General features: G+C 71.6%; 30 protein-coding genes. 3 read left to right on the top strand and 27 right to left on the bottom strand.

Annotated features, from left to right (window positions below):
* Window positions 1-81: 81 nt before the first annotated feature.
* The 13 genes from coaBC to pyrR all read right to left on the bottom strand — a co-directional run bounded on the left by coaBC (window position 82) and on the right by pyrR (window position 12,977).
* The gene (gene coaBC / locus BLV96_RS33060; RefSeq protein ID WP_167379807.1) at window positions 82-1,302 is read right to left on the bottom strand and encodes a bifunctional phosphopantothenoylcysteine decarboxylase/phosphopantothenate--cysteine ligase CoaBC; all 1,221 of its coding nucleotides are present in this window, start codon (window positions 1,300-1,302) and stop codon (window positions 82-84) included.
* The gene (gene rpoZ, locus BLV96_RS33055) at window positions 1,295-1,564 is read right to left on the bottom strand and encodes a DNA-directed RNA polymerase subunit omega (protein ID WP_086671175.1); all 270 of its coding nucleotides are present in this window, start codon (window positions 1,562-1,564) and stop codon (window positions 1,295-1,297) included. The genes coaBC and rpoZ overlap by 8 nt, the downstream gene beginning before the upstream one ends.
* Complete coding sequence (gmk, locus tag BLV96_RS33050; RefSeq protein WP_208608380.1) at window positions 1,561-2,214, bottom strand: guanylate kinase; 654 nt, start codon at window positions 2,212-2,214, stop codon at window positions 1,561-1,563. The genes rpoZ and gmk overlap by 4 nt, the downstream gene beginning before the upstream one ends.
* Window positions 2,211-2,528, bottom strand: a complete 318-nt coding sequence (gene mihF, locus BLV96_RS33045) for an integration host factor, actinobacterial type (RefSeq protein WP_003096398.1) — start codon at window positions 2,526-2,528, stop codon at window positions 2,211-2,213. Before mihF ends, gmk begins: the two co-directional genes overlap by 4 nt.
* 107 nt (window positions 2,529-2,635) lie before the next feature.
* Window positions 2,636-3,484, bottom strand: coding sequence for an orotidine-5'-phosphate decarboxylase (gene pyrF, locus BLV96_RS33040; protein ID WP_086671173.1), 849 nt, complete (start codon window positions 3,482-3,484; stop codon window positions 2,636-2,638).
* Window positions 3,481-6,795 (bottom strand): carbamoyl-phosphate synthase large subunit, encoded by a 3,315-nt coding sequence (carB, locus tag BLV96_RS33035; protein ID WP_086671171.1) that lies wholly within the window; start codon window positions 6,793-6,795, stop codon window positions 3,481-3,483. The genes pyrF and carB overlap by 4 nt, the downstream gene beginning before the upstream one ends.
* Window positions 6,795-7,391 carry a DUF4276 family protein gene (locus BLV96_RS33030; protein ID WP_086671169.1) on the bottom strand — a complete coding sequence of 199 codons (597 nt, stop codon included), beginning with the start codon at window positions 7,389-7,391 and terminating at the stop codon, window positions 6,795-6,797. Before BLV96_RS33030 ends, carB begins: the two co-directional genes overlap by 1 nt.
* A complete protein-coding gene (locus BLV96_RS33025; RefSeq protein WP_086671166.1) occupies window positions 7,388-8,554 on the bottom strand; it encodes an AAA family ATPase in 1,167 nt (388 codons plus the stop codon). Before BLV96_RS33025 ends, BLV96_RS33030 begins: the two co-directional genes overlap by 4 nt.
* Window positions 8,551-9,672, bottom strand: a complete 1,122-nt coding sequence (gene carA, locus BLV96_RS33020) for a glutamine-hydrolyzing carbamoyl-phosphate synthase small subunit (RefSeq protein WP_086671164.1) — start codon at window positions 9,670-9,672, stop codon at window positions 8,551-8,553. The genes BLV96_RS33025 and carA overlap by 4 nt, the downstream gene beginning before the upstream one ends.
* Window positions 9,669-10,163, bottom strand: a complete 495-nt coding sequence (locus BLV96_RS33015) for a PH-like domain-containing protein (RefSeq protein ID WP_086671163.1) — start codon at window positions 10,161-10,163, stop codon at window positions 9,669-9,671. The genes carA and BLV96_RS33015 overlap by 4 nt, the downstream gene beginning before the upstream one ends.
* A complete protein-coding gene (locus tag BLV96_RS33010; protein ID WP_086671161.1) occupies window positions 10,163-11,449 on the bottom strand; it encodes a dihydroorotase in 1,287 nt (428 codons plus the stop codon). Before BLV96_RS33010 ends, BLV96_RS33015 begins: the two co-directional genes overlap by 1 nt.
* Entirely contained in the window at window positions 11,446-12,378 is a 933-nt protein-coding gene (locus BLV96_RS33005; protein WP_086671159.1) for an aspartate carbamoyltransferase catalytic subunit, read from the bottom strand. The genes BLV96_RS33010 and BLV96_RS33005 overlap by 4 nt, the downstream gene beginning before the upstream one ends.
* The gene (gene pyrR / locus BLV96_RS33000) at window positions 12,375-12,977 is read right to left on the bottom strand and encodes a bifunctional pyr operon transcriptional regulator/uracil phosphoribosyltransferase PyrR (protein ID WP_086671157.1); all 603 of its coding nucleotides are present in this window, start codon (window positions 12,975-12,977) and stop codon (window positions 12,375-12,377) included. The genes BLV96_RS33005 and pyrR overlap by 4 nt, the downstream gene beginning before the upstream one ends.
* A gap of 248 nt (window positions 12,978-13,225) precedes the next feature.
* Here pyrR and bldD point away from each other — a divergent pair, with 248 nt between their 5' ends.
* On the top strand, window positions 13,226-13,714 hold the full coding sequence (gene bldD, locus BLV96_RS32995) for a transcriptional regulator BldD (protein WP_003096372.1): 489 nt from the start codon (window positions 13,226-13,228) through the stop codon (window positions 13,712-13,714).
* Between the two features lie 89 nt (window positions 13,715-13,803).
* Here the strand turns inward: bldD and nusB are convergent, their stop codons facing one another.
* Genes nusB through BLV96_RS32980 form a run of 3 tightly spaced genes read right to left on the bottom strand, consistent with a single transcriptional unit; the run spans window position 13,804 to window position 15,954 of the window.
* A complete protein-coding gene (gene nusB / locus BLV96_RS32990; protein WP_086671155.1) occupies window positions 13,804-14,259 on the bottom strand; it encodes a transcription antitermination factor NusB in 456 nt (151 codons plus the stop codon).
* Window positions 14,259-14,822 carry an elongation factor P gene (gene efp / locus BLV96_RS32985; RefSeq protein ID WP_086671153.1) on the bottom strand — a complete coding sequence of 188 codons (564 nt, stop codon included), beginning with the start codon at window positions 14,820-14,822 and terminating at the stop codon, window positions 14,259-14,261. Before efp ends, nusB begins: the two co-directional genes overlap by 1 nt.
* 43 nt (window positions 14,823-14,865) lie before the next feature.
* Window positions 14,866-15,954: a M24 family metallopeptidase gene (locus BLV96_RS32980; protein ID WP_086671151.1), complete on the bottom strand. Its 1,089-nt coding sequence runs from the start codon at window positions 15,952-15,954 to the stop codon at window positions 14,866-14,868.
* A gap of 63 nt (window positions 15,955-16,017) precedes the next feature.
* On the opposite strand from BLV96_RS32980, the gene BLV96_RS32975 reads away from it, so the two are divergent.
* A complete protein-coding gene (locus BLV96_RS32975) occupies window positions 16,018-16,575 on the top strand; it encodes a B-4DMT family transporter (RefSeq protein WP_086671149.1) in 558 nt (185 codons plus the stop codon).
* 20 nt (window positions 16,576-16,595) lie between these two features.
* Here the strand turns inward: BLV96_RS32975 and BLV96_RS32970 are convergent, their stop codons facing one another.
* The 11 genes from BLV96_RS32970 to BLV96_RS32925 all read right to left on the bottom strand — a co-directional run bounded on the left by BLV96_RS32970 (window position 16,596) and on the right by BLV96_RS32925 (window position 25,224).
* Complete coding sequence (locus BLV96_RS32970) at window positions 16,596-18,077, bottom strand: glycoside hydrolase family protein (protein ID WP_086671148.1); 1,482 nt, start codon at window positions 18,075-18,077, stop codon at window positions 16,596-16,598.
* A 156-nt stretch (window positions 18,078-18,233) separates the two neighbouring features.
* On the bottom strand, window positions 18,234-18,356 hold the full coding sequence (locus BLV96_RS51315; protein ID WP_279627563.1) for a hypothetical protein: 123 nt from the start codon (window positions 18,354-18,356) through the stop codon (window positions 18,234-18,236).
* A complete protein-coding gene (locus tag BLV96_RS32965) occupies window positions 18,353-19,267 on the bottom strand; it encodes a GNAT family N-acetyltransferase (RefSeq protein WP_086671146.1) in 915 nt (304 codons plus the stop codon). Before BLV96_RS32965 ends, BLV96_RS51315 begins: the two co-directional genes overlap by 4 nt.
* On the bottom strand, window positions 19,264-19,695 hold the full coding sequence (gene aroQ / locus BLV96_RS32960) for a type II 3-dehydroquinate dehydratase (protein WP_086671145.1): 432 nt from the start codon (window positions 19,693-19,695) through the stop codon (window positions 19,264-19,266). Before aroQ ends, BLV96_RS32965 begins: the two co-directional genes overlap by 4 nt.
* Window positions 19,692-20,801 carry a 3-dehydroquinate synthase gene (aroB, locus tag BLV96_RS32955; RefSeq protein ID WP_086671263.1) on the bottom strand — a complete coding sequence of 370 codons (1,110 nt, stop codon included), beginning with the start codon at window positions 20,799-20,801 and terminating at the stop codon, window positions 19,692-19,694. Before aroB ends, aroQ begins: the two co-directional genes overlap by 4 nt.
* Before the next feature lie 8 nt (window positions 20,802-20,809).
* The gene (locus BLV96_RS32950; RefSeq protein ID WP_208608379.1) at window positions 20,810-21,331 is read right to left on the bottom strand and encodes a shikimate kinase; all 522 of its coding nucleotides are present in this window, start codon (window positions 21,329-21,331) and stop codon (window positions 20,810-20,812) included.
* Complete coding sequence (aroC, locus tag BLV96_RS32945; RefSeq protein WP_086671141.1) at window positions 21,328-22,515, bottom strand: chorismate synthase; 1,188 nt, start codon at window positions 22,513-22,515, stop codon at window positions 21,328-21,330. The genes BLV96_RS32950 and aroC overlap by 4 nt, the downstream gene beginning before the upstream one ends.
* A 48-nt stretch (window positions 22,516-22,563) precedes the next feature.
* Window positions 22,564-23,502 (bottom strand): prepilin peptidase, encoded by a 939-nt coding sequence (locus BLV96_RS32940; RefSeq protein WP_091389833.1) that lies wholly within the window; start codon window positions 23,500-23,502, stop codon window positions 22,564-22,566.
* Window positions 23,503-23,700: 198 nt separating this feature from the next.
* Window positions 23,701-24,342 carry an anti-sigma factor family protein gene (locus BLV96_RS32935; protein ID WP_086678272.1) on the bottom strand — a complete coding sequence of 214 codons (642 nt, stop codon included), beginning with the start codon at window positions 24,340-24,342 and terminating at the stop codon, window positions 23,701-23,703.
* A complete protein-coding gene (locus BLV96_RS32930; protein ID WP_086678273.1) occupies window positions 24,339-24,851 on the bottom strand; it encodes a sigma-70 family RNA polymerase sigma factor in 513 nt (170 codons plus the stop codon). The genes BLV96_RS32935 and BLV96_RS32930 overlap by 4 nt, the downstream gene beginning before the upstream one ends.
* Before the next feature lie 4 nt (window positions 24,852-24,855).
* A complete protein-coding gene (locus BLV96_RS32925) occupies window positions 24,856-25,224 on the bottom strand; it encodes a hypothetical protein (protein ID WP_086678274.1) in 369 nt (122 codons plus the stop codon).
* A 105-nt stretch (window positions 25,225-25,329) separates the two neighbouring features.
* Between BLV96_RS32925 and BLV96_RS32920 the strand changes: the two genes are divergently transcribed.
* The gene (locus BLV96_RS32920; protein WP_086678275.1) at window positions 25,330-25,764 is read left to right on the top strand and encodes a QcrA and Rieske domain-containing protein; all 435 of its coding nucleotides are present in this window, start codon (window positions 25,330-25,332) and stop codon (window positions 25,762-25,764) included.
* Window positions 25,765-25,821 lie beyond the last annotated feature (57 nt).

The raw sequence follows: 25,821 nt of genomic DNA, 5'->3' as shown, positions 1-25,821 counted from the left end.
TTCCTCACCTTGTCGTCGGATGCCCCGAAAGTTAGGCACCCCTTACCTGTGCAAGCGTACTGACTATCGCTCGGGGGACGGTCAACGCTTCATGAAGCTCACAACAGCGTCCCACAGAGTGGACGCCAGTTCGGCTTTCGCGCCGAGGGGGATGGGGATTTCCGTGCCGTCGGACCCGAGCAACCAGCCCGAATTGTCCTCCGTGCCGAACGCCTTTCCGTCGCCGACGGCGTTCACGACCAGCAGATCCGCGCCCTTGCGCTTGAGTTTGACTCGAGCGTGGTCGAGAACGTCGCCGTGCTCGTCCCCGGTTTCCGCGGCGAATCCCACGACGACCTGACCGGGACGCCGGTTTCGCACCAATTCCGCGAGGATGTCGGCATTGCGGTCGAGCGTGATGACGGGGTCGGGCTGGTCGTCCGACTTCTTGATCTTGTGGTCGGCCCGGTTCGCCGGCCGGAAGTCGGCGACGGCGGCGGCCATCACGACGACGTCGGCGCTCTCGGACGCCGCGTGCACGGCCTGCCGCAGCTCCTCCGCCGTCGACACGTGCGAAACGGTCGCGCCCGCCGGGTCCGGCAGCGCGACGGTGTGCGCGGTGACCAGGGTGACCTCGGCGCCGCGCTGGGCGGCGACGCGGGCCAGCGCGTAGCCCTGCTTGCCGGACGAGCGGTTGCCCAGGTAGCGGACCGGGTCGAGCGGCTCGCGCGTCCCGCCGGCCGACACGACGACGCGGACGCCTTCGAGGTCGCGCGGGAGGGCGTCGGGGCGGGCCAGCAGCAGGCGCGCCAGGTCGACGATCTCGGCGGGGTTCGCGAGGCGTCCCTTGCCGGTGTCGACGCCGGTCAACCGGCCGGAGTCCGGCTCGGTGACGATCGCGCCGCGCGAACGCAGCAGGGCCACGTTGTCGCGGGTCGCGGGGTGCTCCCACATCTCCGTGTGCATCGCCGGGAAGAAGGCGACCGGGCACCGGGCGGTGAGCAGGGTGTTCGTCAGCAGGTCGTCGGCGAGGCCGTGGGCGGCCTTGGCGAGGAGGTTCGCCGTGGCCGGGACGACCAGGACGAGGTCGGCTTCCTTGCCGACGCGGACGTGCTGGACCTCCGGTACCTCGGTGAACACGCCCGTGTGCACCGGGTGCCCGGAGAGGGCTTCGAAGGTCGCCGCGCCGACGAAGTTCAGCGCGGCTTCCGTGGGGACCACGCGGACGTCGTGACCGGACTCGGTCAGCCCGCGCAGGACCTCACAGGCCTTGTAGGCGGCGATCCCGCCGCCCACGCCCAGGACGACCTTGGGTTTACTCACCCTCGGTGTGCTCGAGCAGGCCGCCGTGGATCTCGCGCAGCGCGATCGAGAGCGGCTTCTCGCGCGGGCCCGGCTCGACGAGCGGGCCGACGTACTCGAGCAGGCCCTCGCCCAGCTGGGCGTAGTAGTCGTTGATCTGGCGGGCGCGCTTGGCCGAATAGATCACCAGCGCGTACTTCGAGCTGACCTTCTCGAGCAGGTCGTCGATCGGGGGGTTGGTGATGCCCTCGAGTTCTTCGGTCAAAGCGATCTGGCTGGTCACGCGTGGTGCTCCGATTCGTCGGAAGACTGATCAGTTATCAAGTTTAGCAAGTGCTCGGCGGCCTCCCGCACGTCGGCGTTGACGAGGCGGTGGTCGAACTCCCCCGCCGCCGCCAGCTCGCGCTCCGCTTCGGCCAGCCGGGCCTGCACCGCGGCCTCGCTTTCGGTGCCGCGTCCGGTGAGCCGGCCGACCAGTTCCTCCCACGACGGCGGCATCAGCATCACCAGCCGGGCCTCCGGCATCGCCGCGCGGACCTGGCGGGCGCCCTGCAGCTCGATCTCCAGGACGGCCGGGCGGCCCTCGGCGAGGGCCTTCTCGACGGGCTCGCGCGGGGTGCCGTAGCGGTTGCCCGCGAACTCGGCCCACTCCAGCAGCCTGCCGTCGGCGACCATGGCGTCGAACTCCGCCCGGTCGACGAAGTGGTAGTGCGCCCCCTCGACCTCACCGGGGCGTGCCTGGCGCGTGGTCACCGAGACGCTGAACCAGACGTCGGGCTCCAGCTTCCGCAGCTCGCCCACCACGCTCGACTTCCCGACCCCCGAAGGCCCCGATACGACGGTGAGCCGGTGCCGGGGGATGTCCCCCGCCACCGGCTCACTGCCGCGGTCGGTGCCCGGGTTCACCGGGTAGTCACGACCGGCGCCGTTCACTCGCCGCTGAACTCGGCCAGCAGCGCCTTGCGCTGCCGGTCGCCGAGGCCGCGAAGGCGACGGCTGGGGGCGATCTCCAGTCGTTCCATGGTCTGCTGCGCGCGGACCTTGCCGACGCCCGGGAGGGCCTCGAGCAGAGCCGAAACCTTCATCTTGCCGAGGACTTCGTTCTCCTCGGCCTGCTTCAGCACGTCGACCAGAGTGGTACCGCCCCGCTTCAGCCGCTCCTTCAGCTCAGCACGGATGCGGCGAGCGGCGGCGGCCTTCTCCAGCGCCGCAGCGCGCTGTTCCTCTGTCAGCTGGGGAAGTGCCACGTTTTCCTCCGGTAGTTCTCAAATCTGGGTGGGTGACGCGACGGTACCCACCCGTGAGCACCGGCCACAATGCGGGGGTGCCTGGTGGGACCCGGTTCCGGGCCCTGCTATTGGCCGTTTTCCTGCGGGTCGGCCAGCACTTCGGCGACGCGTTCGACCGCTTGGCGCAAAGCCGCTTGCTCCGGACCGTGCTTCAGGATGTCCCGGGACGACGCGGGCAGCACACCCGGCAGTCCCGCTCCGAAAAGCGCCTTCAAATCGGCCACAGTGGCTCCCTGGGCCCCGAAACCGGGGGCCAGCACCGGACCGTTCAGCGCGGAGAGGTCCAGGTCACCCGGGGCGACGGTGGCGCCGACGACGACCCCTACATCGCCGAGCGGTGCCGCGGATGCGTTGAGCGCCGCCGCGGAATCGACGATCGACTGCCCCACGGTGCGCCCGTCGGGCAGCTTCGCGTTCTGCACCGCGGCCGCTTCCGGGTTCGAAGTCCGCGCAAGCACGAAGATGCCGCGCCCCGCCGAAACGGCCGTTTCGGCGCATTGGGCCAAAGAGCCGAACCCGAGGTACGGCGAAACGGTGATCGCGTCGGCCGCGATCGCCGCCCCGTCGGCCACGTACGCCGCCGTGTACGCCGCCATCGTCGAGCCGATGTCGCCGCGCTTGACGTCCAGCAGCACCAGCGCGCCCGCCTCGCGGGCCGTCTCGACGACCCGCTCCAGCACGCGGACGCCGGCCGCTCCGAAACTTTCGAAGAACGCCGACTGCGGCTTCACGACCGCCGCGCGGGCCGCCAGGACCTCCGTGGCGGACAGCGCGAACCGTTCCAGGCCCGAGGCGTCCACCGGGAGCCCCCAGGCCTCGATCAGGCCCGGGTGGGGGTCGATCCCGGCGCACAGCGGGCCCCGGGCCGCGACGGCTTTCGCCAGCCGCGCCCCGAACCGCTCCCGCGTGCTCACGACTGCGCCTTCAGCGCCGCCTGGAGCTCCTGCAGGGACTTGACCCCGATGTCGCCCCGGATCAGCGCTTCGATGCCGTGCACGGCCGCCGCGGCGCCCTGCACGGTCGTCACGCACGGGATGTCGCGCGAGACCGCGGCGGTGCGGATTTCGTAGCCGTCGACGCGCGGACCACTGTTCCCGTAAGGGGTGTTGATCACCATGTCGACGTCGCCGTCGAGGATGACGTCCACGATGTTCGGCTCGGCTTCGGTCGACCCCTCGTAGTGCTTGCGCACCACGGTGCACGCGACCCCGTTGCGCCGCAGCACTTCCGCGGTGCCGGACGTGGCGAGGATCTCGAACCCGAGGTCCGCCAGGCGCTTCACCGGGAACACCAGCGAACGCTTGTCGCGGTTGGCGACCGAGACGAACACGCGCCCGGACGTCGGCAGCGAGCCGTAGGCACCGCTCTGGGACTTGGCGAAAGCCTTGCCGAAGGAGACGTCGACGCCCATCACCTCGCCGGTGGACTTCATCTCCGGGCCCAGCAGGGAATCCACGCCGTGCCCCTCCGGCGTGCGGAAGCGGTGGAACGGCAGGACCGCTTCCTTGACCGCGACCGGCGAGTCGGCCGGCAGCTGCCCGCCGTCGCCCTCGGCCGGCAGGACGCCGCTCTCGCGCAGGTCCTTGACCGTCGAGCCGGTCATGATCAGCGCGGCGGCCTTGGCCAGCGGCACGGCCGTCGCCTTGGACACGAACGGCACCGTGCGCGACGCGCGCGGGTTGGCCTCCAGGACGTACAGGACGTCGTCCTTGAGCGCGTACTGGACGTTCAGGAGCCCCCGCACGCCCACGCCACGCGCGATCGCCTCGGTGGAGCGGCGGACGGCCTGCAGGTCCGTGTGGCCGAGCGTGATCGGCGGCAGCGCGCAGGAGGAGTCGCCGGAGTGGATCCCGGCCTCCTCGATGTGCTCCATGACGCCGCCGAGGTAGAGCTCCTCGCCGTCGAAGAGCGCGTCGACGTCGATTTCGATGGCGTCGTCGAGGAAGCGGTCCACGAGCACCGGGTGCTCGGGGTTGATCTCCGTGGCGCGGCTGATGTACCCGGCGAGGGTCTCCTCGTCGTAGACGATCTCCATGCCGCGCCCGCCCAGGACGTACGACGGCCGGACGAGCACCGGGTAGCCGATCTCGTCGGCGATCCGCTTGGCGCCCTCGAAGGACGTCGCCGTGCCGTAGCGCGGCGCGGGCAGCCCGGCGTCGGTCAGCACCTCGCCGAACGCGCCGCGGTCCTCGGCCAGGTTGATCGCCTCCGGCGGCGTCCCGACCACCGGGACCCCGGCGTCGGCGAGCTTCTTCGCCAGCCCCAGCGGGGTCTGGCCGCCGAGCTGCACGATCACGCCGGCGACCGTGCCGGACGCCTGCTCGGCGTGCACGACCTCGAGGACGTCCTCGAAGGACAGCGGCTCGAAGTACAGCCGGTCGGACGTGTCGTAGTCGGTGGACACGGTTTCCGGGTTGCAGTTGACCATGACGGCCTCGAACCCGGCCTCGCGCAACGCGATCGCCGCGTGCACGCAGGAGTAGTCGAACTCGATGCCCTGGCCGATCCGGTTCGGGCCCGAGCCGAGGATGAGCACCTTCGGCTTGGCACTCTGGACGGCCACTTCGGACTGCGCGTCGGGATCCGACTCGTAGGCCGAGTAGTGGTACGGCGTCTTGGCGGCGAACTCGGCCGCGCAGGTGTCGACGGTCTTGAACACCGGCCGCACGCCGAGGCGGTGCCGCAGCGCGCGGACGCCGTCCTCGCCGGCCAGTTCCGGGCGCAGGGCGGCGACCTGGCGGTCCGAGAGCCCGGTGCGCTTGGCGCGGCGCAGCAGATCGCCGTCCAGCACGGGCGCGTCGCGGACCTCGGCGCCGACCTCGCCGATGAGGGCGATCTGGTCGATGAACCACGGGTCGATGCCGCTCGCTTCGTGCACCTGCTGGACGCTGGCGCCCAGCCGCAGCGCGCGTTCCACTTCGTACAGCCGGCCTTCGTGCGCGGTGCGCAGGGAGTCCAAAGTGGACTCCACCGTCGCGCCTTCGGGGTCGGGCAGCGTCCAGAACCCGGTCGCCTTCGTCTCGATCGACCGCATCACCTTGCCGAGCGCCTCGGGGAAGCTGCGGCCGAACGACATCGCCTCGCCGACGCTCTTCATCGTCGTGGTCAGCGTCGGGTCCGCGCCCGGGAACTTCTCGAAGGCGAACCGCGGCATCTTCACGACGACGTAGTCCAGCGCGGGCTCGAACGACGCCGGCGTCTCACCGGTGATGTCGTTCTGGATCTCGTCGAGGGTGTAGCCGATGGCGAGCTTCGCGGCGATCTTGGCGATCGGAAAGCCGGTCGCCTTGGAGGCGAGGGCGCTGCTTCGGGACACGCGGGGGTTCATCTCGATGACGACCATCCGGCCGTCGGCCGGGTTGATCGCGAACTGGATGTTGCAGCCACCGGTGTCGACGCCGACCTCGCGCAGCACGGCGATACCGACGTCCCGCATGACCTGGTACTCGCGGTCGGTGAGCGTCATGGTCGGCGCGACGGTGACCGAGTCGCCGGTGTGCACGCCCATCGCGTCGACGTTCTCGATCGAGCAGACGACCACGACGTTGTCGCTCTTGTCGCGCATCAGCTCGAGCTCGTACTCCTTCCAGCCGAGCACGCTCTCCTCGATGAGCACCTCGGTGACGGGAGATTCGGTGAGCCCGGTGGAGGCGAGCCGCTCGAGGTCCTCGGGCGTGTGCGCCATGCCGGACCCGAGCCCGCCCATGGTGAAGCTCGGCCGGATGACGACGGGCAGCCCGAGGTCCTTGACCGTCTCGCGGACCTCGTCCATGTCGTGGCAGACGCGGGAGCGCGGGACCTCGGCGCCGATGGTGCGCACGATGTCCTTGAACTTCTGCCGGTCCTCACCGCGCTGGATGGCGTCGATGTCGGCACCGATCAGCTCGACACCGTACTTGTCGAGCACCCCGCGCTCGTGCAGCGCGACGGCGCAGTTGAGCGCGGTCTGCCCGCCGAGGGTCGCGAGGATGGCGTCGGGGCGTTCCGCCGCGATGACCTTCTCGACGAAGTCCGGCGTCACCGGCTCGATGTAGGTGGCGTCGGCGAACTCGGGGTCGGTCATGATGGTGGCCGGGTTCGAGTTCACCAGGGAGACGCGCAGGCCTTCGCTGCGCAGCACCCGGCAGGCCTGGGTACCGGAGTAGTCGAACTCCGCGGCCTGCCCGATCACGATCGGCCCGGAGCCGATCACCAGCACGTGCTGGATGTCCGTCCTCTTCGGCATCAGTTTCCTTCTTTCACCAGGCGCCGCAAGCCGTCGCGGAAGACCTGAAAGCTTTTGGATCGGTTGTTCTCGATGTCCATGTGGGGCGCGATCGCCTCAGCTGCTGCCACCTTCGGCAAGCGGTCGCGGAGGTATCCCTTGGACCGGAGGAGGTCCTCCAGCGCACGCGACGCCTTACCGGTGTCGTCGGGATCGCGGTAGCGCGCTTGTTTGGCCAAATCCTTCGGAACCCTGTCGTATGCCTCGCACAGGGCCGGGACGTCGCCGAGAAACCAGGACTCCAGCTCGTCGATCACCACGCGATGCAGGACGAACTCGGATGGGAGTCCCGCTTCCTCACTCGCCGCGACGAGATGGCGCTTGAGTTCCCGGCAGTCCTGGGCGTCCCGATCGATGAGCACGACGACCCGAAGCGCCTCCCACGCGATCCTGGCCGCGAACCCGCGCAGAATTCCGGGCAACCGCTTCAGCAGATCCTGCTTGCCTTGAAAGCGCCGGACGGCGAAGGACACGTCCTCACCGACGATCTTCGGAACCAGCGTCTTCAACACTGCTTCCGCCGAAGGCTCCTCCACCAGGATCTCGACGTGGATCACTGTGGCCGCCCCGGCCGGTCGAGGGGATCACCGATGCCGAAGAACCCCTCGGTCCAGAGACTTCCCAGCAGTCCTCCGCTGTCGACCATGGCCATCAGCTGGGGGATGTCCGCCGCTCGCCGAGCCTGAGCGAAGCCGGACTCGTCGCGAAACAGCATCCAGACCTCGTCCGGGTGCAGAGCGTCGACGAACTCAGGCGCATGTGTGGCAACCATGAACTGGCCGCCGGCTTCCGCACCTCGCATGTCCTCGGCGAGTCGGTAGTGCAGTCTCGGGTGAACCTGCTTTTCCGGCTCTTCGACCAGCAACACTGAGGTATCACTCTGGAGCGCGACCAGATAGCCGAGCAGCTGAAGTGTTCCGTCGGAGATGTTCTCCGGGGCGATGAGCTCTTCCGAACCCTGCTCGCGTAGGCGGACGATCCAGGCTCCGTCGCCCTGCCGCAGGGGTTCGATGTCATCGAATCCCGGCACATACCTGCGCAGAGAAGCCCGGATGCCCTCCCACTCGCGGGAGGACCCGCGTAGCTGCCGGATAACGGCGCCGAGGTTCTGGCCTTCCGGCTTCAGCCGGAAGGTCTTGTCATCCTTAGCGCCTTTACGCATCGCATCGAGGCTCAGATCCGAGAGGCCGACTCCGATCATGAATCGGTGGAACCTACGGATTTCGGCATCTCTGGCCAGTTGGCTGACCACACTCACACCGAGCAGATCGGGCCCGGCCAGCTCGATGAGTTCCCACGCTCCGGCACGGGCGACTCCGCCCACCCCTTGCCGGAAGTGCAGGAGGTCGTAAGGAGCCTCCGCACCCTCCGGCTGCCAAGTCAGCTTCTCTTCGCGGACCATCGGCTCGTCATCATTGTGCTCGATGACGAGCCGATACCCACCAACCGAGTTCACAATCCGGCAGATCACCTCGATCTCGACCGGCCCGGCTGCGCCGTGCGTGACGATTTCGGCGGCACCCCCGCGACGGTCCCATGCCGAGCGCAGCCCGACTCGAAACGACTCGGAGAGGAAGTCCAGCGCGTCGAACACGGTCGACTTCCCGCTCCCGTTCGGCCCGAGCAGCGCCGTCACCGGCGTGAGGCCGTCCAGCTCGACGTCCCGGAGTACCCGGAAGTTCCGGATCCGGAGCCGCTCGATGCCGGTCGTGAGACTCACGACCGCTTCTCCATGAGCGAAACGAAATCGTCGAACAGGGGGGCCGCGTCGTGCGGGCCGGCCGCGGCTTCGGGGTGGTACTGGACCGAGAACGCCGGGACGTCGAAGGCCCGCAGGCCCTCGACCGCGCCGTCGTTGGCGCAGTAGTGGCTGACCTGAGCCGCGCCGAAGGGCGACTCGAAGCGCTGCCCTGGCTCGCCTTCCAGTGCGAACCCGTGGTTCTGGGCCGTGATCGCCACGGACTTCGTGGCGACGTCGATCACCGGGATGTTGATGCCGCGGTGGCCGTAGCGCATCTTGTACGTCCCCAGGCCGAGCGCGCGGCCGAGGACCTGGTTGCCGAAGCAGATGCCGAACAGCGGGATCTCGCGGCCGAGGACCTGCTTGGTCAGCTCGGTGGCGTGCACCGTGGTGGCCGGGTCGCCCGGGCCGTTGGACAGGAACACGCCGTCCGGCTCGATCGCCAGCAGCTCGTCCAAGGTCGACGTCGAGGGCAGGACGTGCACCTCGATGCCGCGCTGGACCATCTGGCGCGGGGTGTTGGACTTGATGCCCAGGTCGAGCGCGACCACCCGGAAGCGCGTCTCACCGGAAGGCGAGATCACGTAGGGGCGAGGCGTGGTGACCTGGCCGGCCAGGTCGGCGCCCTCCATCTTCGGGCTCGCCAGCACCTCGGCGACCATCTCGTCGACGGTGCCCAGCGCGTCGCCGGAGAAGACGCCGGCGCGCATCGCGCCGAGCTCGCGCAGGTGCCGCGTAAGCGAGCGGGTGTCGACCTCGGCGATGCCGACGATGCCCTGGTTCACCAGCTCTTCGTCCAGCGTCCGGCGAGAGCGCCAGTTGGACGGCGTGCGCGCGGGGTCGCGCACCACGTAGCCGTTGACCCAGATCTTCGAGGACTCGTCGTCCTCGTCGTTCCAGCCGGTGTTGCCGATCTGCGGCGCGGTCTGCACCACGATCTGCCCGTGGTAGGACGGGTCGGTGAGCGTCTCCTGGTAGCCGGTCATGCCGGTGCAGAACACCGCTTCGCCGAGGCTCCGCCCCTGTGCGCCGTAGGCGGCGCCGCGGAACACCCGGCCGTCTTCGAGTACCAGTGCGGCCTGAGCGCGCGCGTTCACTGGGCACCTCCCTTGATCTTGAGCTGTTCGATCCACTGTGGATAGTCGTCGAGTTCGTCGCCGCGGAAGCCGGTGTCGAGCTCGGTTTCGCCGGCCCGCCAGGTGAGGACGAGCAGTGCGTCCGTGCCCATCACCTTCCCGGCGATCTTCGAGTCGCGGCGGACCCCGGTGACGGCGTCGCGCGGGATCCAGAAGTCGGGCGCTCCCCCGCGTTCCACCGCGATCCCGCCGTCGTGCAGCCGCAGGACCGCGCCGGTGCGCAGGCCCGCGCCGCGGGTGACGACCCGGTTCTGCCACTCCCCCGCGAACGTCGTGGCGACGTAGACGCCGGTGGACTCCAGCAGCGCGTCACCGAGGCCGTCGGGGATGGCGGGGAACGGCGGCACCCGCACGCTCTGCGAGCGCGCCTTGCGCCGCCAGCCGACGTACATGCCCCACAGGCAGAGCAGGAAGAAGGCGACGATCGCCAGCACCAGCCAAAGGCGTTCCATCAGCAGACCTTCCCGTCCCGCGCGGTGAGCCGCCCGCGCAGCAGCGTCGCGGTCACCACACCGGGGAGCCGCATTCCCTCGTACGGGGTGTTGGCGGCGATGCTGGCGAGCTCCGCGCCCCGGACCGTCCACTCGGCGTCCGGGTCGACGAGCGTCAGGTTCGCGGGCTCGCCGACCGCGATCGGGCGGCCCTGGTCGGCCAGGTTGCCGATCTCGGCGGGGCGCTCGCTCATGACGCGGGCGACGCCGCGCCAGTCGAGCAGGCCGGTGCGGACCATGGTCTCGGCCACGATGGACAGTGCCGTCTGCAGCCCGAGCATGCCCGGCCGGGCCGCGGTCCACTCGGTGTCCTTGTCCTGCACCGCGTGCGGGGCGTGGTCGGTGGCGACGCAGTCGATGACGCCTTCGGCCAGCGCGGTCCGCAGCTTCTCGGCGTCGGATTCCGTGCGCAGCGGCGGGTTCACCTTGTTGACCGGGTCGTAGGTGGCCAGGCGCTCGTCGGTCAGCAGCAGGTGGTGCGGCGTGACCTCGGCCGACACCTTGGTGCCGCGGTCCTTCGCCCAGGCCAGGACGTCCGCCGTGCCCGAAGTGGACACGTGGCAGACGTGCAGCCGCGCGTTGGCGTGCAGCGCCAGGAGACAGTCACGGGCCACGATGGACTCTTCCGCGGCGGCCGGCCAGCCGGTGTAGCCGAGCCGGGCCGCGCGCTCGCCCTCGTGCGCCTGGGCGCCGACGGTCAGCCGCGGCTCCTCGGCGTGCTGCGCGATGACGACGTCGAGCGCGGTCGAGTACTCCAGCGCGCGGCGCATCAACAGCGGGTCGGCGACGCAGAGGCCGTCGTCGGAGAACACCTTGACCCGAGCCTGCGAGTTCGCCATCGTGCCCAACTCGGCGAGCTTCTCGCCCTTGAGCCCGACGGTGACCGCGCCGACCGGGTGGACGTCGACCAGGCCGACCTCCTGCCCGCGCCGCCACACGTGGTCGACGATCACGGCGTTGTCGGCGACCGGGTCGGTGTTGGCCATGGCGAACACCGCGGTGTAGCCGCCGAGCGCCGCCGCGGCCGAGCCGGTGTCGATCGTCTCGGTGTCCTCGCGGCCGGGTTCGCGCAGGTGGGTGTGCAGGTCGACGAAGCCCGGCAGCAGCACTTGACCGTTCGCCTCGATGACTTCGGCGTCCTCGGGTGCTTGGACAGTGCCGATCCCGGTGATCACCCCGTCCTCGATCAGGACGTCGACCGGGTCGCCTTCGCCGTAGGGGCGGGCGCCCTTGATCACCGTGCTCACGCGGCGGCTCCTTCGCTGGCCAGGAGGTGGTAGAGGACCGCCATGCGCACGTGAACGCCGTTGCGGACCTGTTCGGTGATGGCCGAGGCCGGGGAGTCGGCGACCGCGCTCGCGATCTCCATCCCGCGCAGCATCGGGCCGGGGTGCAGCACGACCGCGTGCTCCGGCAGCAGCTTCTGCCGCTTTTCCGAGAGGCCGTAGGCGATCGAGTACTCGCGCGCTGACGGGAAGAACCCGCCGTGCATGCGTTCCGCCTGGACCCGCAGCATCATCACCGCGTCGACCGCGGGCAGCTCGGCGTCCAGATCGTGCGAAACGGTCACCGGCAGGCTCTCGACGCCGTAGGGCAGCAGCGTGGGCGGCGCGACGAGCACCACCTCGGCGCCGAGGGCCGAGAGCAGGTGGATGTTCGAGCGCGCGACCCGGCTGTGCAGGACGTCCCCGACGATCGCGATCCGGCGGTCCTTGAGCGAGCCGAGGCGTTCCCGCAGCGTGGCCGCGTCGAGCAACGCCTGTGTCGGGTGCTCGTGGGTGCCGTCGCCGGCGTTGACCACCGAGGTGCCGGGCTCGGCCAGCCACTCCGAGAGCCGCTGAGCGGCGCCGCTGGCCGGGTGCCGGACGATCACGCAGTCGGCGCCCGCGGCGGCCAGCGTCAGCGCCGTGTCACGCAGGGATTCGCCCTTGTTGACCGAGGAGCTGGACGCCGAGACGTTGATCACGTCGGCGCTCATCCACTTCCCGGCGATCTCGAACGACACCCGCGTGCGCGTCGAGTTCTCGTAGAACAGGGTGATCACCGTGCGGCCGCGCAGCGTCGGCAGCTTCTTGACCTCGCGGCCGAGCAGCGTGTGCTTCAGCTCGTCGGCCGTGTCCAGCACGGCCGTGGCCAGCGCCGGGTCCAGCCCGTCGGTGGCGAGCAGGTGCTTCAAGACTCTTCTCCCGGTGCTTCCGCCGCGGCGCGGAGCAGCACCGCGTCACGGCCGTCGATCTCGGCCAGCAGGACCGACACACCCTCGGTGCGGGCGGTCGGCACGTTCTTGCCCACGTAGTCGGCGCGGATCGGCAGCTCACGGTGGCCGCGGTCGACCAGGACGGCCAGCTGCACCGCGCGGGGGCGGCCGTGATCACGGAGGGCATCGAGCGCGGCCCGGATCGTGCGGCCGGAGAAGAGGACGTCGTCGACCAGGATCACCACCCGGTCGTCGATGCCGTCCGGCGGCAGCTGCGTCTGTTCGAGCGCGCGCGGCGGGCGGCGGCGGAGGTCGTCCCGGTAGAGGGTGACGTCGAGGGCGCCGGTCGGCGGGCGGACCCCGGAGAACTCGCCGATCTTGTCGGCCAGGCGGGCCGCGAGCGGAGTGCCGCGGCTGGGGATCCCGAGCAACACGGGCGGGGTAGTGCTCTCCGCACCGTTCGCGGTCTTTTCGATGACCTGATGGGCCATTCGGGCGATCGTGCGCGCGACATCGCCGGCCGTCAGGAGCTCGCGCTCCCCGGCCGAACCAGCCGCGCCACGCGGACGTGACGACACTTCGGACTCCTTCCCCGCCTCACCGGACGGGTCCTTAAAGGACGTCTGTTCCCCTGCTGGTCGGGGCTTTCGCACCGACAGTAGCAGGCACTTTGCTCAGTCTTACGGGTGGTGTGGCGTGATTCGCGGCAAGCTCCTGCTTGACCTGGTGACAACAATGCGTAACCATTACTCTGAGTATTCGACTCGAAGAGTCCCCTGGACCGGTCACCCCGACCGGGAGGGGGTGGAGAACGGAGAACGACCAGATGGGCGATTACGCCAAGGCGCTCGGGGCCAAGCTCCGCGGGATCCGCCAGCAGCAGGGCCTGTCCCTGCACGGGGTCGAGCAGAAGTCCGGTGGGCGCTGGAAGGCCGTCGTCGTCGGCTCGTACGAGCGTGGCGACCGTGCCGTCACCGTGCAGAAGCTGGCCGAGCTGGCCGACTTCTACGGCGTGCCGGTGGTCGAGCTGCTGCCCGAGGGCCGGGTCCCCTCCGGTGCGGAGCCCGCCACCAAGATCGTGATCAACCTCGAGCGCCTGCAGCAGCTGCCTGCCGAAAAGGTGGGCCCGCTGGCCCGCTACGCGGCGACGATCCAGAGCCAGCGCGGCGACTACAACGGCAAGGTGCTCTCGATCCGCACCGAGGACCTGCGGTCCCTGGCGATCATCTACGACATGACCCCGGGCGAGCTGACCGAGCAGCTCATCGACTGGGGTGTGCTCCCGCCGGAGGCGCGTCCTTCCAAGGAGGACTGATTCCGGGTGTTGCTGTGCCGACGCAGTGAGCGTCCCCCGGTGGGGGCACCGGAGACGCTCACTGACTCGTCGGGGGGCTCGCAGCAGGCCTAGAGAACGGCGCGGAGGCGATCGGCGATCGTGCCGATCCGGCCCAGCACGCCGTTGACGAACCGCGGTGAATCGTCCGTGGACAGTTCCTTCGCGAGGCCCACGGCCTCGTCGATCGCCACCGGGTCCGGCACGTCCTCGGCCCAGAGCAGCTCGTAGACACCGACCCGCAGCACCGCGAGGTCGACCTTCGGCATCCGCTCCAGGGTCCAGCCCTGCGCGTGCTCGGCCAGCAGCTCGTCGATCTGCGTCTTCCGGCCGGTCACGCCCTCGACCAGGCTGATCGTGTAGTCCGCGATCGGGTCGACCTCGGTCGCGCCGACGCGGTCGGCCAGCAGCGTCACCGCGTCGGTGTCGCGCTGCGCGGCCTCGTACAGCATCTCCACCGCGCGACGGCGCGCCTGCCGCCGGCTGATCGCGCCGCCGCGGTTGGGGTGGGGCTTCGAAGTGGGCATCAGTTGGAGACGCGGCCCAGGTAACGGCCGTCGCGGGTGTCGACCTTGATCTTCTCGCCGGTGGACAGGAACAGCGGGACCTGGATCTCCGCGCCGGTCTCCAGCGTCGCCGGCTTGGTGCCGCCGGTGGAGCGGTCGCCCTGCAGGCCCGGGTCGGTGTGCTGGATGACGATCTCGACCGAGGTCGGGAGCTCGATGTAGAGCGCCTCGTTCTCGTGCACCGCGACCTGGACCTCGGTGTTCTCGAGCATGTAGTTGGCGTTGTCGCCGACGACCGCGGCCAGCACCGTGATCTGGTCGTAGGTGTCGCCGTCCATGAACACGAAGTCCTGGCCGTCCTTGTACAGGTAGGTCATGTTCCGGCGGTCCACCGTGGCCGTCTCGACCTTCGTGCCCGCGTTGAACGTCTTGTCGACCACCTTGCCGGTGAGCACGTGCTTGAGCGTCGTGCGCACGAAGGCGCCGCCCTTGCCCGGCTTGACGTGCTGGAACGCGGTGACGGTCCAGAGCTGGCCGTCCAGGTTGAGGACGAGCCCGTTCTTCAGGTCGTTGGTCGTGGCCACGAGCTTGCAGTCTCCTGTGTCGATCTACGGTTCGCGGCCGCTGTCAGACGACCACGAGGTTCTTGGTGCTCAGGGTGAGGAGTTCGGGCTCCCCAGCCCGCACGACGAGCGTGTCCTCGATGCGCACGCCACCGCGCCCCGCGAGGTAGACGCCGGGCTCGACGGTGACCGCCATACCGGCGGACAGTGTACCGACGCCCGTGGCGGCGAAGCTGGGCGCCTCGTGGATCTGCAGGCCGACGCCGTGCCCGAGCCCGTGCGCGAAGTGCTCGCCGTGGCCCGCGTCCGCGATCACCTTCCGCGCCGCGGCGTCCACATCGGACACCTCGGCGCCCGGCACGACGGCGTCGACGCCGGCCGCCTGGGCGGCGTGCACGAGGTCGTACACCTCCCGCTGCCAGTCCGCGGGCTCGCCGAGGACGAAGGTGCGGGTCATGTCGGAGTGGTAGCCGTCGACCGTGGCGCCGAAGTCCATCTTCACGAAGTCGCCGCGCTTGAGCTCGGCGTGCGTCGGCTGGTGGTGCGGGATGGCCGAGTGCGCGCCGGCGGCGATGATGGAGGCGAAGCTGGGCTCCTTCGAACCGTGCTCCAGCATCCGGTTCTCCAGGTCACGGGCGATGTCCAGCTCGGTCCGCCCGGGCCGCAGGCCGCCGGCGGCGAGCAGGTCGTCGAGCGCCCGGTCGGCGGCGGCGCACGCCTGGCGCAGCGCGTCGACCTCGGCTTCGTCCTTGACCAGGCGCAGCCGCTCGACCAGGCCGGGGGTGCGTTCTAGCTGCACCTTTTCACGGAGCGACTCGTACTCTTCGACGCTGACGTGCTGGCTCTCGAAGCCGACGCGGCCGTAGGTCTTGGCGTCCTTCGCGGCCTTGGCGACGAGGGCGGCGGCGCTGGCCCGGTCGACGACCGTGTCGAGGTCGGGCACCTCGGCGGTCGACTGGGTCGTGTAGCGGCCGTCGGTGCAGAAGAGCGTCTTGGCGTCACCCTCGGCGTGCAGCAGCACGGCGGCGTTCGAGCCGGTGAACCCGGTGAGGTAGCGGATGTTGAGCAGATCGGTGACCAGCAGCGCGTCCAGGCCGGCTTCGGTCAGAAGCCCGCGCAGCGCCGCCCGGCGTCGTCCATGGGTTTCAGGCACGGCTCCCAGCCTAGTGGGCGCGTGCTGGGCAACTCGTCAGTAACCTGGCCTACACTCCGCAGGATGAGCGCTTGGGTGATCCGCGGTCTCGGGATGGCGCTGCTGCACGGCGTGGCGCTGACGCTGCTGGCCAAGTACGCCGTCTACCACCCGACGGACCAGACGCTGATGACCTCGGTGGCCCTGGCGGTCCTGGTGGGAGCGGCCGCGCTGTGGAGCGCCCTGGACGGCTGGCGCGGCCTCCCCGACCGCGGCCGCGCGTGGTTCATCGCGGCGCTCGTGGCGGGCGTGGTGTCGGGAATCCTGTACGTCGTCGGACGGGCGGTTTTCGTCGACCAGACGGGCGTGTCCGAGCTGGGCGGGGCGCTGACCGGCGGGGCGGCGTTTTCGGCGTTGCTGGTGCTGGTGCCGGCGGGGCTGGGGTTGTTCGTCGGCGGCCGCATCGGGCGGACCCGGGCGGCGGACGAGGACGAAGCTCCGGAGGAGCCGGCGGTGGCTCGTGAGGTGCCCTCGCCGCGGCCTCGGAAGTCACCTTCGCCGCGGCCGGCCGAGCGTTCGGGTGCGGCGCCCTCGCCCAGGCCTCGGCGGCTCGGGCCGCGCAGCGGCGAACCCCGGGTCTAGCCTGTCTCCCCGTCGCGGCTTCAGCCGACCAGTGAGGGGCCTCGCGGGGCGCTGTCCCACTGGGCGTCCGTCACCGGCTTCGTCGCCGAGCCGTTGCCCGCCGCGATGCCGCCGTCCGGGATGGGCCACAGGCGGCGGTCGTCGAGGACCAGGGCCAGGCCGCGCCCCGGGGCCTGGAGCGCGTCCGCGCCGGAGCGCAGCCGCGTCGCCACCGGGAGCGCCGCCACCTCGCGGGGCTCCTTCTCCAGCAGTTCGCCCGCCAGGGCCGTCGCCACCCCGCGCCGGTCGACTCGCACCCGCTGGCCGGAGCGGACCAGGTCCATCGTGCGGTCGGGCGCGGGCATCGTCACGCCGTCGAAGGTCGCGGCCACCCGGGACGGGTTCGCGCAGGACTGGCTGCCCAGCAGGTCGAGCCCGTAGTGCCGCAGGTCGGTCGGGGCCGCGGCGGCGCCGATGACGGTCGCGCGCACGACGTCGAACGGCACCCGGTCGCACGGCGCCGCCGACGACAGTGGCGCGTGCCCGTCCGCGCGGCGGACCAGGCCCGGCCCTTCCTTCCACGGACCCGGGACGACCACCGGCCGGTACGGGTTCTCGGTGAAGTCGGCGGTCCAGAACGTCAGCGTCGTCCCGGTGTCGGTCTCGTGCGCGATGACGAACGCGTCCAGCGCACCCACCCACATCAGGTCGGCGCTGAACCCCTCGACGACCGAACGCCCGCGCGGCGCCGACGTCGTGGCCACCGGCACGAACCCGCCGACGTCCAGCGCCTGCACCCCGGAGCCGAACGCGGGGTCGCGCGACCGGAGCACGAACTGCCCGGCCCCGTTCCACGCCGCGGCGCGGCCGGTCGTGTCGGTGAACATCAGGTAGAACCAGCCGTCGAGGTAGACGGCCGAGGGCTGGCCGGCGCCGTAGACGTTGGCGCGGTGCACGTCGTGCGACGGCCCGAGGATCGGTTTCCCGCCCGCGGCGCGGGTCCAGTGGACGCCGTCCGGGCTGGTCGCGAGCCCGACGGCGTTGCCGAGCGCGTGGTCGCCCGCCGCCCCGGTGTAGTAGAGGTAGTACGTCGTGCCGACGCGCAGGACGGACGGGTCGCAGGTGTGCATGCCGTCGAACTGCCCGGGCGCCCCGGAGAAGACGGCGGCCGGGATCCCGCCCCCGGGCCCGGCGAACGGCCCGTCGATCGACTGGGCCTGGGCGTAGAGGATGTCGTCGCCGGCGGGTCCGGCGCCGCCGTACTGGCTGCACCACCACATCCGGGTCTGCCCGCGGTCGAGCATGACGGAGGGCCCGTAGTTGTAGACGGCGTCCGCCCCACCGGCGGCGATCACGCCGCCACTCTGCCGGGGGTCACCCGAAGCGAGCTTGACGTCGACGGGCCGCGGCGGCGAGGAGGTCTTGCCGCCCGCGATGGCGGGGTTCTCCCCCGCGGCTTGGGGCTGGGCGTAACCCTCGGTGCACCCCGCGACGAGCAGCCCGGCCAGAACACTGGCGAGCAAGGCACGAGCGGGTCGCCGACCCCCACGACGAAACGGGTGCACGACACCGGAGTGTAGCGAGAGCTGAATCGATCGGGCGACGGCACGCCTGGTCGACGGTCCCCCGGTCGTGGGCAAGATCGCGGGCGAGACAAGGGTTTCCAGGGTACGGGCCGGTCAGGCGAGGTAGCGCGGGCGAGCGGCGGCCGCCCAGAACGTCATGAACGAGTCGTTCATGACGTCGGGCGAGGTGAACGACTCTTTCATCACGTCGCGGCGCCCGATCGCGAACCGGGTCAACCCCTTGCCGGCGGGCCTTCGAGGGCGACCAGCTCGACCTCGAAACCGGTCTCGTTCTCGAGGTAAGCGGCGTAGTGGGCGTCGCCGCCCGCGTACGGGTAGCGGTCGGCGAACATCTCGCGCCAGCCGTGGTCGACAGCGCGCCCAGCCAAGCCGTCGACCTCCGCGCGCGTTGCCACGTGCAGTGCCAAGTGGTTCAGCCCCGGGCGCGTGCGCTCGTGGTCCGGTGCGCTCATCGCCGGGGAGGCCTCGACCACCAGGTACGTCCCGCCGCGGCGCCAGCTGACTCCCGCCGGCCAGCGCTGGAACTCGTGCCAGCCCAGCTCGGGCAGCAGCCAGCCCCAGCTCCGCTCCGCCTCCGCCAGGTCCGGCACCCACAGCTCGATGTGGTGCGGCCGCCCGGCCACCGGCGCCAACGCGACCAGGACCCGGTGCAGGTCGCCGTAGTGGACGCCGCTGCCCACGTCGAGGAAACCCAAGCGGGCGGCCACTTTCCGGCTCGCCGCGTTGTTCTCGTGCACCAGCGCCCAGACCGCCGGGAGCCCGAGCGCGTCGAGGCCGTGGCTGAGCACCGCCCTGGCCGCCTCGGTCGCCAGCCCCTGGCCCGCGTGCGCGCTCGCTACGTAGTAGCCCAGCTCGGCGACCCCGCCCGGCAGCTCCCACGACGGACGCAGGTGCGCGACGCCGATCACCTCGCCGGCCCGCTCGATGACCCAGTGGCCCTGCCCCGCCGGACCCCGGTAGGCCAGCCGGCGGTCGACCATCGCGCTCGCCGCGGCCGGGTCCGAGAAGTCCGCCGCGAAGTACCGGCTCATCTCCGGGTCGGAGAACACCTTCACGACGGCTTCGCGGTCGGTCTCGACCAAGCGGCGCAGCGTCAGGCGCGGCGTCGTCAGCGTCGGCAGGGTCATCCCGGGTGCGCGGCGAGCCACCGCAGGGCGAGCGGGTAGCCGTCGACGCCCAGGCCCGCGATCACCGCCGTCGCGATGTCCGACAGCACGCTGTGGTGCCGGAACGCCTCCCGCTTGTGCACGTTCGAGATGTGCAGCTCGATCAGCGGCGCGGACAGCTGCGCCGCGGCGTCGCGCACCGCGATCGAGTAGTGCGTCCACGCTCCCGCGTTCAGCACCACCGGGTTGCCGCCGTCGGCCGCTTCGTGCAGCCAGCCGACCAGTTCGCCCTCGTGGTCGGTCTGCCGGACCTCGACCTCGATGCCCAGCTCCTCCCCCGTCTTGACGCACAGCGCCGCGAGGTCGTCGTGGGTGGTCGAGCCGTACACCGACGGTTCGCGCTTGCCGAGCCGCCCGAGGTTGGGGCCGTTGAACACGAACGCCTTCACAGCAGGACACTCCCCCCACTCTTCGGAGCGTCCGCCGCGATCGCCGAGTACGCGGCCGCCAGCAGCGACGGGTCCGGGCCCTCGAGCCGGCCGGGCTTGGCGAGATCGTCGAGGACGACGAACCGCAGCACCCCCGACCGGGTCTTCTTGTCGCCCTTCATGGTTTCCAGCAGCTGCGGCAACGCGTCGGCGTCGTACGTCGTCGGCAGGCCGAGCAGCTTCAGCACGGCGGCGTGCCGCTCGGCGGTGGCGTCGTCGAGCCGCCCCGCGAGGCGCGCCAGCTCGGCGGCGAACACCAGCCCGACGCTCACCGCGGCGCCGTGGCGCCACCGGTACCGCTCGCGGCGCTCGATGGCGTGGCCGAGCGTGTGGCCGTAGTTGAGGATCTCCCGCAGGTCCGACTCGCGCAGGTCGGCGGCGACGACGTCGGCCTTCACCTGGATCGACCGGCGGACCAGCTCGCCGAGCACCTCGCCGGTCGCGTCGAGCGCCGCCGCGGGGTCGGCCTCGATCAGCTCGAGGATCCGCGGGTCGGCGATGAAGCCGGTCTTCACGACCTCGGCCATCCCGGCGACGAGCTCGTTCGGCGGCAGCGTCTCCAGCGTCGCGAGGTCGACGAAGACCGCGCTCGGCTCGTGGAACACGCCGACGAGGTTCTTGCCGGCGTCGGTGTTGATGCCGGTCTTGCCGCCGACCGCGGCGTCGACCATGCCGAGCAACGTCGTCGGCACGTTGACCAGCCGGACCCCGCGCATCCACGTGCCCGCGACGAACCCGGCGAGGTCGGTGACGGCGCCGCCGCCGAGCCCGACGACGACCCCGCGCCGGTCCAGCCCGATCCGGCCGAGCACCTCCCAGCAGAAGCTCGCGACGGAGAGCGCCTTGCCGTCCTCGGCGTCCGGGATTTCGACGCGGTGGGCGTCGAGCCCGGCCGCGATCAGCTCGTCGCGGATGGCCTCGGCCGTCGTGGTCAGCGTCGGCGGGTGGATCAGCGCGATCTTCGAGGCGTCGGCCAGCTGCGTGGTGAGGTCGCCGAGCAGGCCGCGGCCGACCACGACGTCGTAGGGATGGGCGGTGGCGACCGGGATGCGCACCGGATCGGACACGGGGAAGATCACTCCTTGGCTTCGGCGGGGGCGAGCCGCGCGGCGAGGTCCGCGACGATCTCGGCGGGCGTCCGGTCGTCGGTGACGACCTCGACGGTGGCGACCTCGCGGTAGACGGGCACGCGCTCGTCGAGCAGTTTCTTGAACGTGGCGCGGGGGTTCACCCCGGCCAGCAGGGGCCGCGCACTCGAGAGCCCGGTGCGCTGCACGCCGGCGGCGAGGCCGACGTTGAGGAACACGACGGTGTGCTCGGCCAGCCGCGCGCGGGTGCCCGGGGTGAGCGGGGCACCGCCGCCGAGGGACAGCACGCCCTCGTGCTCGGTCAGCGCCGTCGCGACCGCTTCTTCTTCCAGGGCACGAAAAGCAGGTTCGCCGTCTTCCGCGAAGATGTCGGCGATGCTGCGCCCGGCGCGCGCGACGATGTCGTCGTCGCTGTCGCGGAATCCGACGCCGAGCGCCTGGGCGAGCAGCGGGCCGACCGTGCTCTTGCCCGAGCCGGGCGGCCCGACGACCACCGCGCGAGGACTCACCAGCGCTCCTCGAGGGCCTTCAGGTACGCCTCGGCGTTGCGCTTGCTCTCGGTGAGCGAATCGCCGCCGAACTTCTCGAGCGCGGCGTCGGCGAGCACGAGCGCCACCACCGACTCCAGCACGACACCGGCGCGCGGCACGGCGCAGACGTCGGACCGCTGGTGGATCGCGACGGCCGGCTCACCGGTCTTGACGTCCACTGTGGACAGTGCTTTGGGGACGGTCGAGATCGGTTTCATCGCGACGCGCACCCGCAGCGGCTCGCCGTTGGTGATGCCGCCTTCGAGGCCGCCCGCGCGGTTGGACCGGCGGGTGACGCCGACCGGGCCGGTGCCGCGGTCGATCTCGTCGTGCGCCTGGCTGCCCCAGCGGCGGGCGGTGGTGAAGCCGTCGCCGACCTCGACGCCCTTCATGGCCTGGACGCCCATCAGCGCGCCGGCGAGCCGCGCGTCGAGCCGGCGGTCCCAGTGGACGTGGGAGCCGAGGCCCGGCGGGAGGCCGTAGGCGAGGACCTCGATGACGCCGCCGACGGTGTCGCCCGCCTTCCGCACGGCGTCGACCTCGGCGACCATGGCGTCGGTGCCCTCCTGGCTGAAGGAGCGCACCGGGCTCTCGTCGATGGCGGCGAGGTCTTCCGGCTTGGGCAGCGGCCCCTCGGGGGCGTCGGCCGCGCCGATGGAGACGACGTGGCTGAGGATCTCGACGTCGAGCAGCTGCTTCAGGAAGTTGCGCGCGACGGTGCCGAGCGCGGTCCGCGACGCCGTCTCGCGGGCGCTGGCGCGCTCGAGGACGGGACGGGCCTCGTCGAAGCCGTACTTCTGCATGCCGGGCAGGTCGGCGTGGCCCGGGCGGGGGCGGGTGAGCGGTTCGTTGCGCGCGAGGCCGTCGAGGATCTGCGGGTCGACGGGGTCGGCCGCCATGACCTGCTCCCACTTGGGCCACTCGGCGTTTTCGATCTGGATCGCGACGGGTCCGCCCTGGGTGAGGCCGTGGCGGACGCCGCCGAGGAAGTCGATGTGGTCGGTCTCGAAGCCCATCCGCGGGCTGCGGCCGAAGCCGAGGCGGCGGCGGGCGAGCTGCTGGGTGACGTCGGCGGTGGTGACGCCGACGCCGGCGGGCATGCCTTCGAGCACGGCGGCCAGCGCGGGTCCGTGCGATTCACCTGCGGTGATCCAGCGCAACATGGGCTCAATCCTGTCACGGGGGCCGGGCGAGCCCGAAGAGTGTTCCGGTCATGGCGCACCGGGGAAGAGGGCGCACAGCCAGGTGGCGGCGAGGAGCGCGGGCCCGTGGGGGACGCGCGGGCCGCTGAAGGGGGCAGTGGGGCGCGGGGGGAGTGCTGGTGGCGGGCCGCCTGGGGGCTTGGCGGAGCGCGGGTCGGCGGCTGACGCGGACTCCGCCTGGCCCGGAAGGGGCGCCGGACGCGGGCCGGCTGCCGGCCCGGCGAGATGCGGGCCGGGCACCCGGGCGGACTCCGGTCGGCCCGACCCGACCACCGGCCTGGCGGAGTCCGGATCGAAAGCCGGCTCGGACTCCGCCCGGCCCGGGGCGGCAGCCGGGCGCGGGCCGGCTGCCGGCGGTACGGCCGGGCGCCGGGCAGCCGCTCGGCGTGCTCGGGCGCCGGCTCGGGTTCGGGCGGTGCGGACCATCGCGAAGGCCAGGCTGAGCAGGGCCGCCAAGACCGCCGCCAGCGCGAGGTGGGGCCAGCCGGCCGCGCCCAGGACCATGCCCAGGCTGCCGGACAGCTTCACGTCTCCCGCGCCCAGGCTGCCCGGTGCCAGGCGGGCCACCAGTGCGTGCGCGCCGCCGAACAGCAGGGCGCCGGCGGCCGCGCGCGCGATCGGCGATGGGCCGCCACCGCCGAACGCGGCCGCTCCGATCGCCGCTCCGATGAGCGGGTACGCCGGCAGGGTCAGGATGTCCGGCAGGCGGAGGTGGCGCAGGTCGGCCAGGGCCAGCGGGACCGCGATGACCGTGAGGGCGATGGGGATCGGGAGCCACCACACCGGCGTTGCTCCGGCCGCCCGGCCGGCAGTCACCGCGGCCGTCGCGAGCGCGGTGAGGATGGCCGCGAGCTTGCCGGGGATCGGGGCTCGGGCCCGGTCGAGAGCACGGGCGGTGAAGGGTGCGGTGGCCGCCGCGGCGAGGGGGAGCAAGATCGTCGGGGACATGGACCCAGGGTGCTGCCGGGTGGCTGAGCAGCGCAAATGTCCGGCGTCGCGAACGGTCCGTTCGCGACGCTCCGGCCCCGGTTTCACTCCTGTGGGCGACAGTCGAGGCAGACGGCACGCCGGCCCCAGGAACGCCGGACCGGCAAAACAAGGGGCTCGTCCGGGACCCCCTGCGTCCCGGCCGAGCCCCCACCCCGGTCACAACGTCAGCCGCAGCAACGGACGCCCGCTCCCCCCGCGCACCTCCAACGCCGCCAGGTCCGTCCGCTTCAACGCCGTCCCGATCACGATGCGGGCCGTGTTGTCCGGGACCGCCTTCCACGTCGCCAGCTGCGTCTCGACCCCCGAATGCGAGATCGCCACCAGCACGTACTCGCCGCTGCTGCGCTCGCCCGTGTAGCTGCACGACATGTCGACCTGCGTGCCCCACTCGAACGCGTCCAGCCGGGCGTCCGCGCGGACCGGGAACTCGCCCAGCGACGTCATCGCGATCGACGGCGGGGGCGCGGGCGCCGGCCACGACGCCACCACCGCCAACGCCACGCACGCCGACACCGCCAGCGCCGCCGAAGCCGACGTCACCGCCAGCCGGATCCGGCGGCCGCGGCGGACCCGGCGGAGCACCTTCGGCAACAAGTCCGGTGGGGGTGCCGACAACTCGGGGACGACCGCCGGGGCGTCCACCCTCGCCAGCAGCCCCGGCAGCCCCGCCAGCTCGCGCACCGAGGCCGCGCAACGGTCGCACGTCCGCAGGTGCGCCTCGAAGCGCTGACGGTCCTCGGGGGACAGCGCCCCGAGGACGTACGCCGCGTCGAACGTCGCGAACGGGTCCTCGCTCACTGGGTCACCCCCCTCTCCTCGAGCACCAGGCGCAGGGCGCGCAACGCGTAGTGCGTGCGCGACTTGACCGTCCCTTCGGCCACGCCCAGCCGCTGTGCCGCGTCCGCCACGGAATAGCCCTGGAAGTAACACAGCAGCAGCACCTCGCGGTGCCGCTCCGACAGCTCCGCGAGCGCCTCGGCCACCAGCCAGCCCTGCACCGCGCGGTCGGTGCCGTCCGCGACCGCCCGTTCCGGCGGCTGGTCGGTGACCACCTCCGAGCGGGCCGACGCCGAGCGCCAGCCGTCGATCGCGATGCGCCGCGCCACCGTGAACAGCCACGCCCGCGCCGAGCCCGTCGACTGGTCCAGCACCGTCGTCGACCGCCAGGCGCGCAGCAGCGTCTCCTGGACGACGTCCTCGGCCCGGATCCGGTCCCCGGAGGTCAGGTGGAGCGCGTACGACCACAGCGCCGCGGCGTGCTCCTCGTGGAGCGCGCGCATCAACGCGTCTTCGGCGACTTCGCCCACGAACTCAGGCCGAGACCCGGCGCCGGTCCTTCACGAACAGCAGCGCGAGGCCACCGACGATGCAGACCGCCTCCGTGATCACGCCCCAGTACTCCGGCTGGCTGTTGAACTGGTCGTGGTTCCCGGCGAACCCGACCGTCGCGGCCAGCACGTACGCGCCGAGCGTCAGCACGCCGAACCCGACCGCGCCCAGCGCCGGCAGCCAGTGCCGCCAGGCCAGCACCGCGATCGCGATGACGAGGCCGCCGATCGCGTCCAGCAGGAACAACGGCCCGACGATGCCCGGGTAGTCCTCGGTCCACAGGAAGTAGTGCACGCCCGCCGAGCCCAGCAACGCGGCCGCCACGACGATGCGCAGAACCCAACCCACCATGATCGATCCTCCACTCCACACCCACTCGGGTACATACACGGAACAGAGGCCGATCGGGTTCACCGCGGATTGAACCGATGCGGTGTCGATCTCGTTCATAAGGGCATGACTGCCGAACTGCACTCCCGCCGCACCGTCCTGACCACGGGTGCCGCCGTCGCCGGTGCCGCCGTCGGCGCCGTCGCGCTCTCCGCCTGCTCTTCGGACGACGCCAAGTCCGGCACCGCGCAGGCGCCGATCGCCGCCGGGACGCCGCTGGTCGCGCTCGCCGACGTCCCGGTCGGGCAGGCGAAGGCCGCCAAGGCCCCCGACGGCTCCGACGTGATCGTGGCCCGGACGTCCGAATCCGCCTGCGCCGCGTTCAGCGCGATCTGCACGCACCAGGGCTGCACGGTCGCGCCGAAGGGCGCCGACCTCGTCTGCCCGTGCCACGGCTCGGTGTTCAACGCCCTCACCGGGGAGGTCAAGCAGGGCCCGGCGAACAAGCCGCTGCCGAGCGTGCCGGTCAAGGTCGAGAACGGCAAGGTCGTCGCCGGCTGACGGGCCGGCAACGCCGGAGAGCCCTTGGGGACGAACACCGTCCACAAGGGCTCTCCG

Origin of the sequence: Amycolatopsis pretoriensis (genome assembly GCF_900107925.1) — a bacterium.
Lineage (GTDB): Bacteria > Actinomycetota > Actinomycetes > Mycobacteriales > Pseudonocardiaceae > Amycolatopsis > Amycolatopsis pretoriensis.
Note: the sequence above shows the minus strand (reverse complement) of the source record. Positions and strands in the feature narration are given on the sequence as shown.

Bases quoted from the DNA above. Each gene is read 5' to 3' on its own strand.
- carB (WP_086671171.1), bottom strand. From the start codon at position 6,795: ATGCCGAAGAGGACGGACATCCAGCACGTGCTGGTGATCGGCTCCGGG.
- BLV96_RS33015 (WP_086671163.1), bottom strand. From the start codon at position 10,163: ATGGAACGCCTTTGGCTGGTGCTGGCGATCGTCGCCTTCTTCCTGCTC.
- bldD (WP_003096372.1), top strand. From the start codon at position 13,226: ATGGGCGATTACGCCAAGGCGCTCGGGGCCAAGCTCCGCGGGATCCGC.
- nusB (WP_086671155.1), bottom strand. From the start codon at position 14,259: ATGCCCACTTCGAAGCCCCACCCCAACCGCGGCGGCGCGATCAGCCGG.
- BLV96_RS32975 (WP_086671149.1), top strand. From the start codon at position 16,018: ATGAGCGCTTGGGTGATCCGCGGTCTCGGGATGGCGCTGCTGCACGGC.
- BLV96_RS32965 (WP_086671146.1), bottom strand. From the start codon at position 19,267: ATGACCCTGCCGACGCTGACGACGCCGCGCCTGACGCTGCGCCGCTTG.
- aroC (WP_086671141.1), bottom strand. From the start codon at position 22,515: ATGTTGCGCTGGATCACCGCAGGTGAATCGCACGGACCCGCGCTGGCC.
- BLV96_RS32940 (WP_091389833.1), bottom strand. From the start codon at position 23,502: ATGTCCCCGACGATCTTGCTCCCCCTCGCCGCGGCGGCCACCGCACCC.
- BLV96_RS32925 (WP_086678274.1), bottom strand. From the start codon at position 25,224: ATGGTGGGTTGGGTTCTGCGCATCGTCGTGGCGGCCGCGTTGCTGGGC.
- BLV96_RS32920 (WP_086678275.1), top strand. From the start codon at position 25,330: ATGACTGCCGAACTGCACTCCCGCCGCACCGTCCTGACCACGGGTGCC.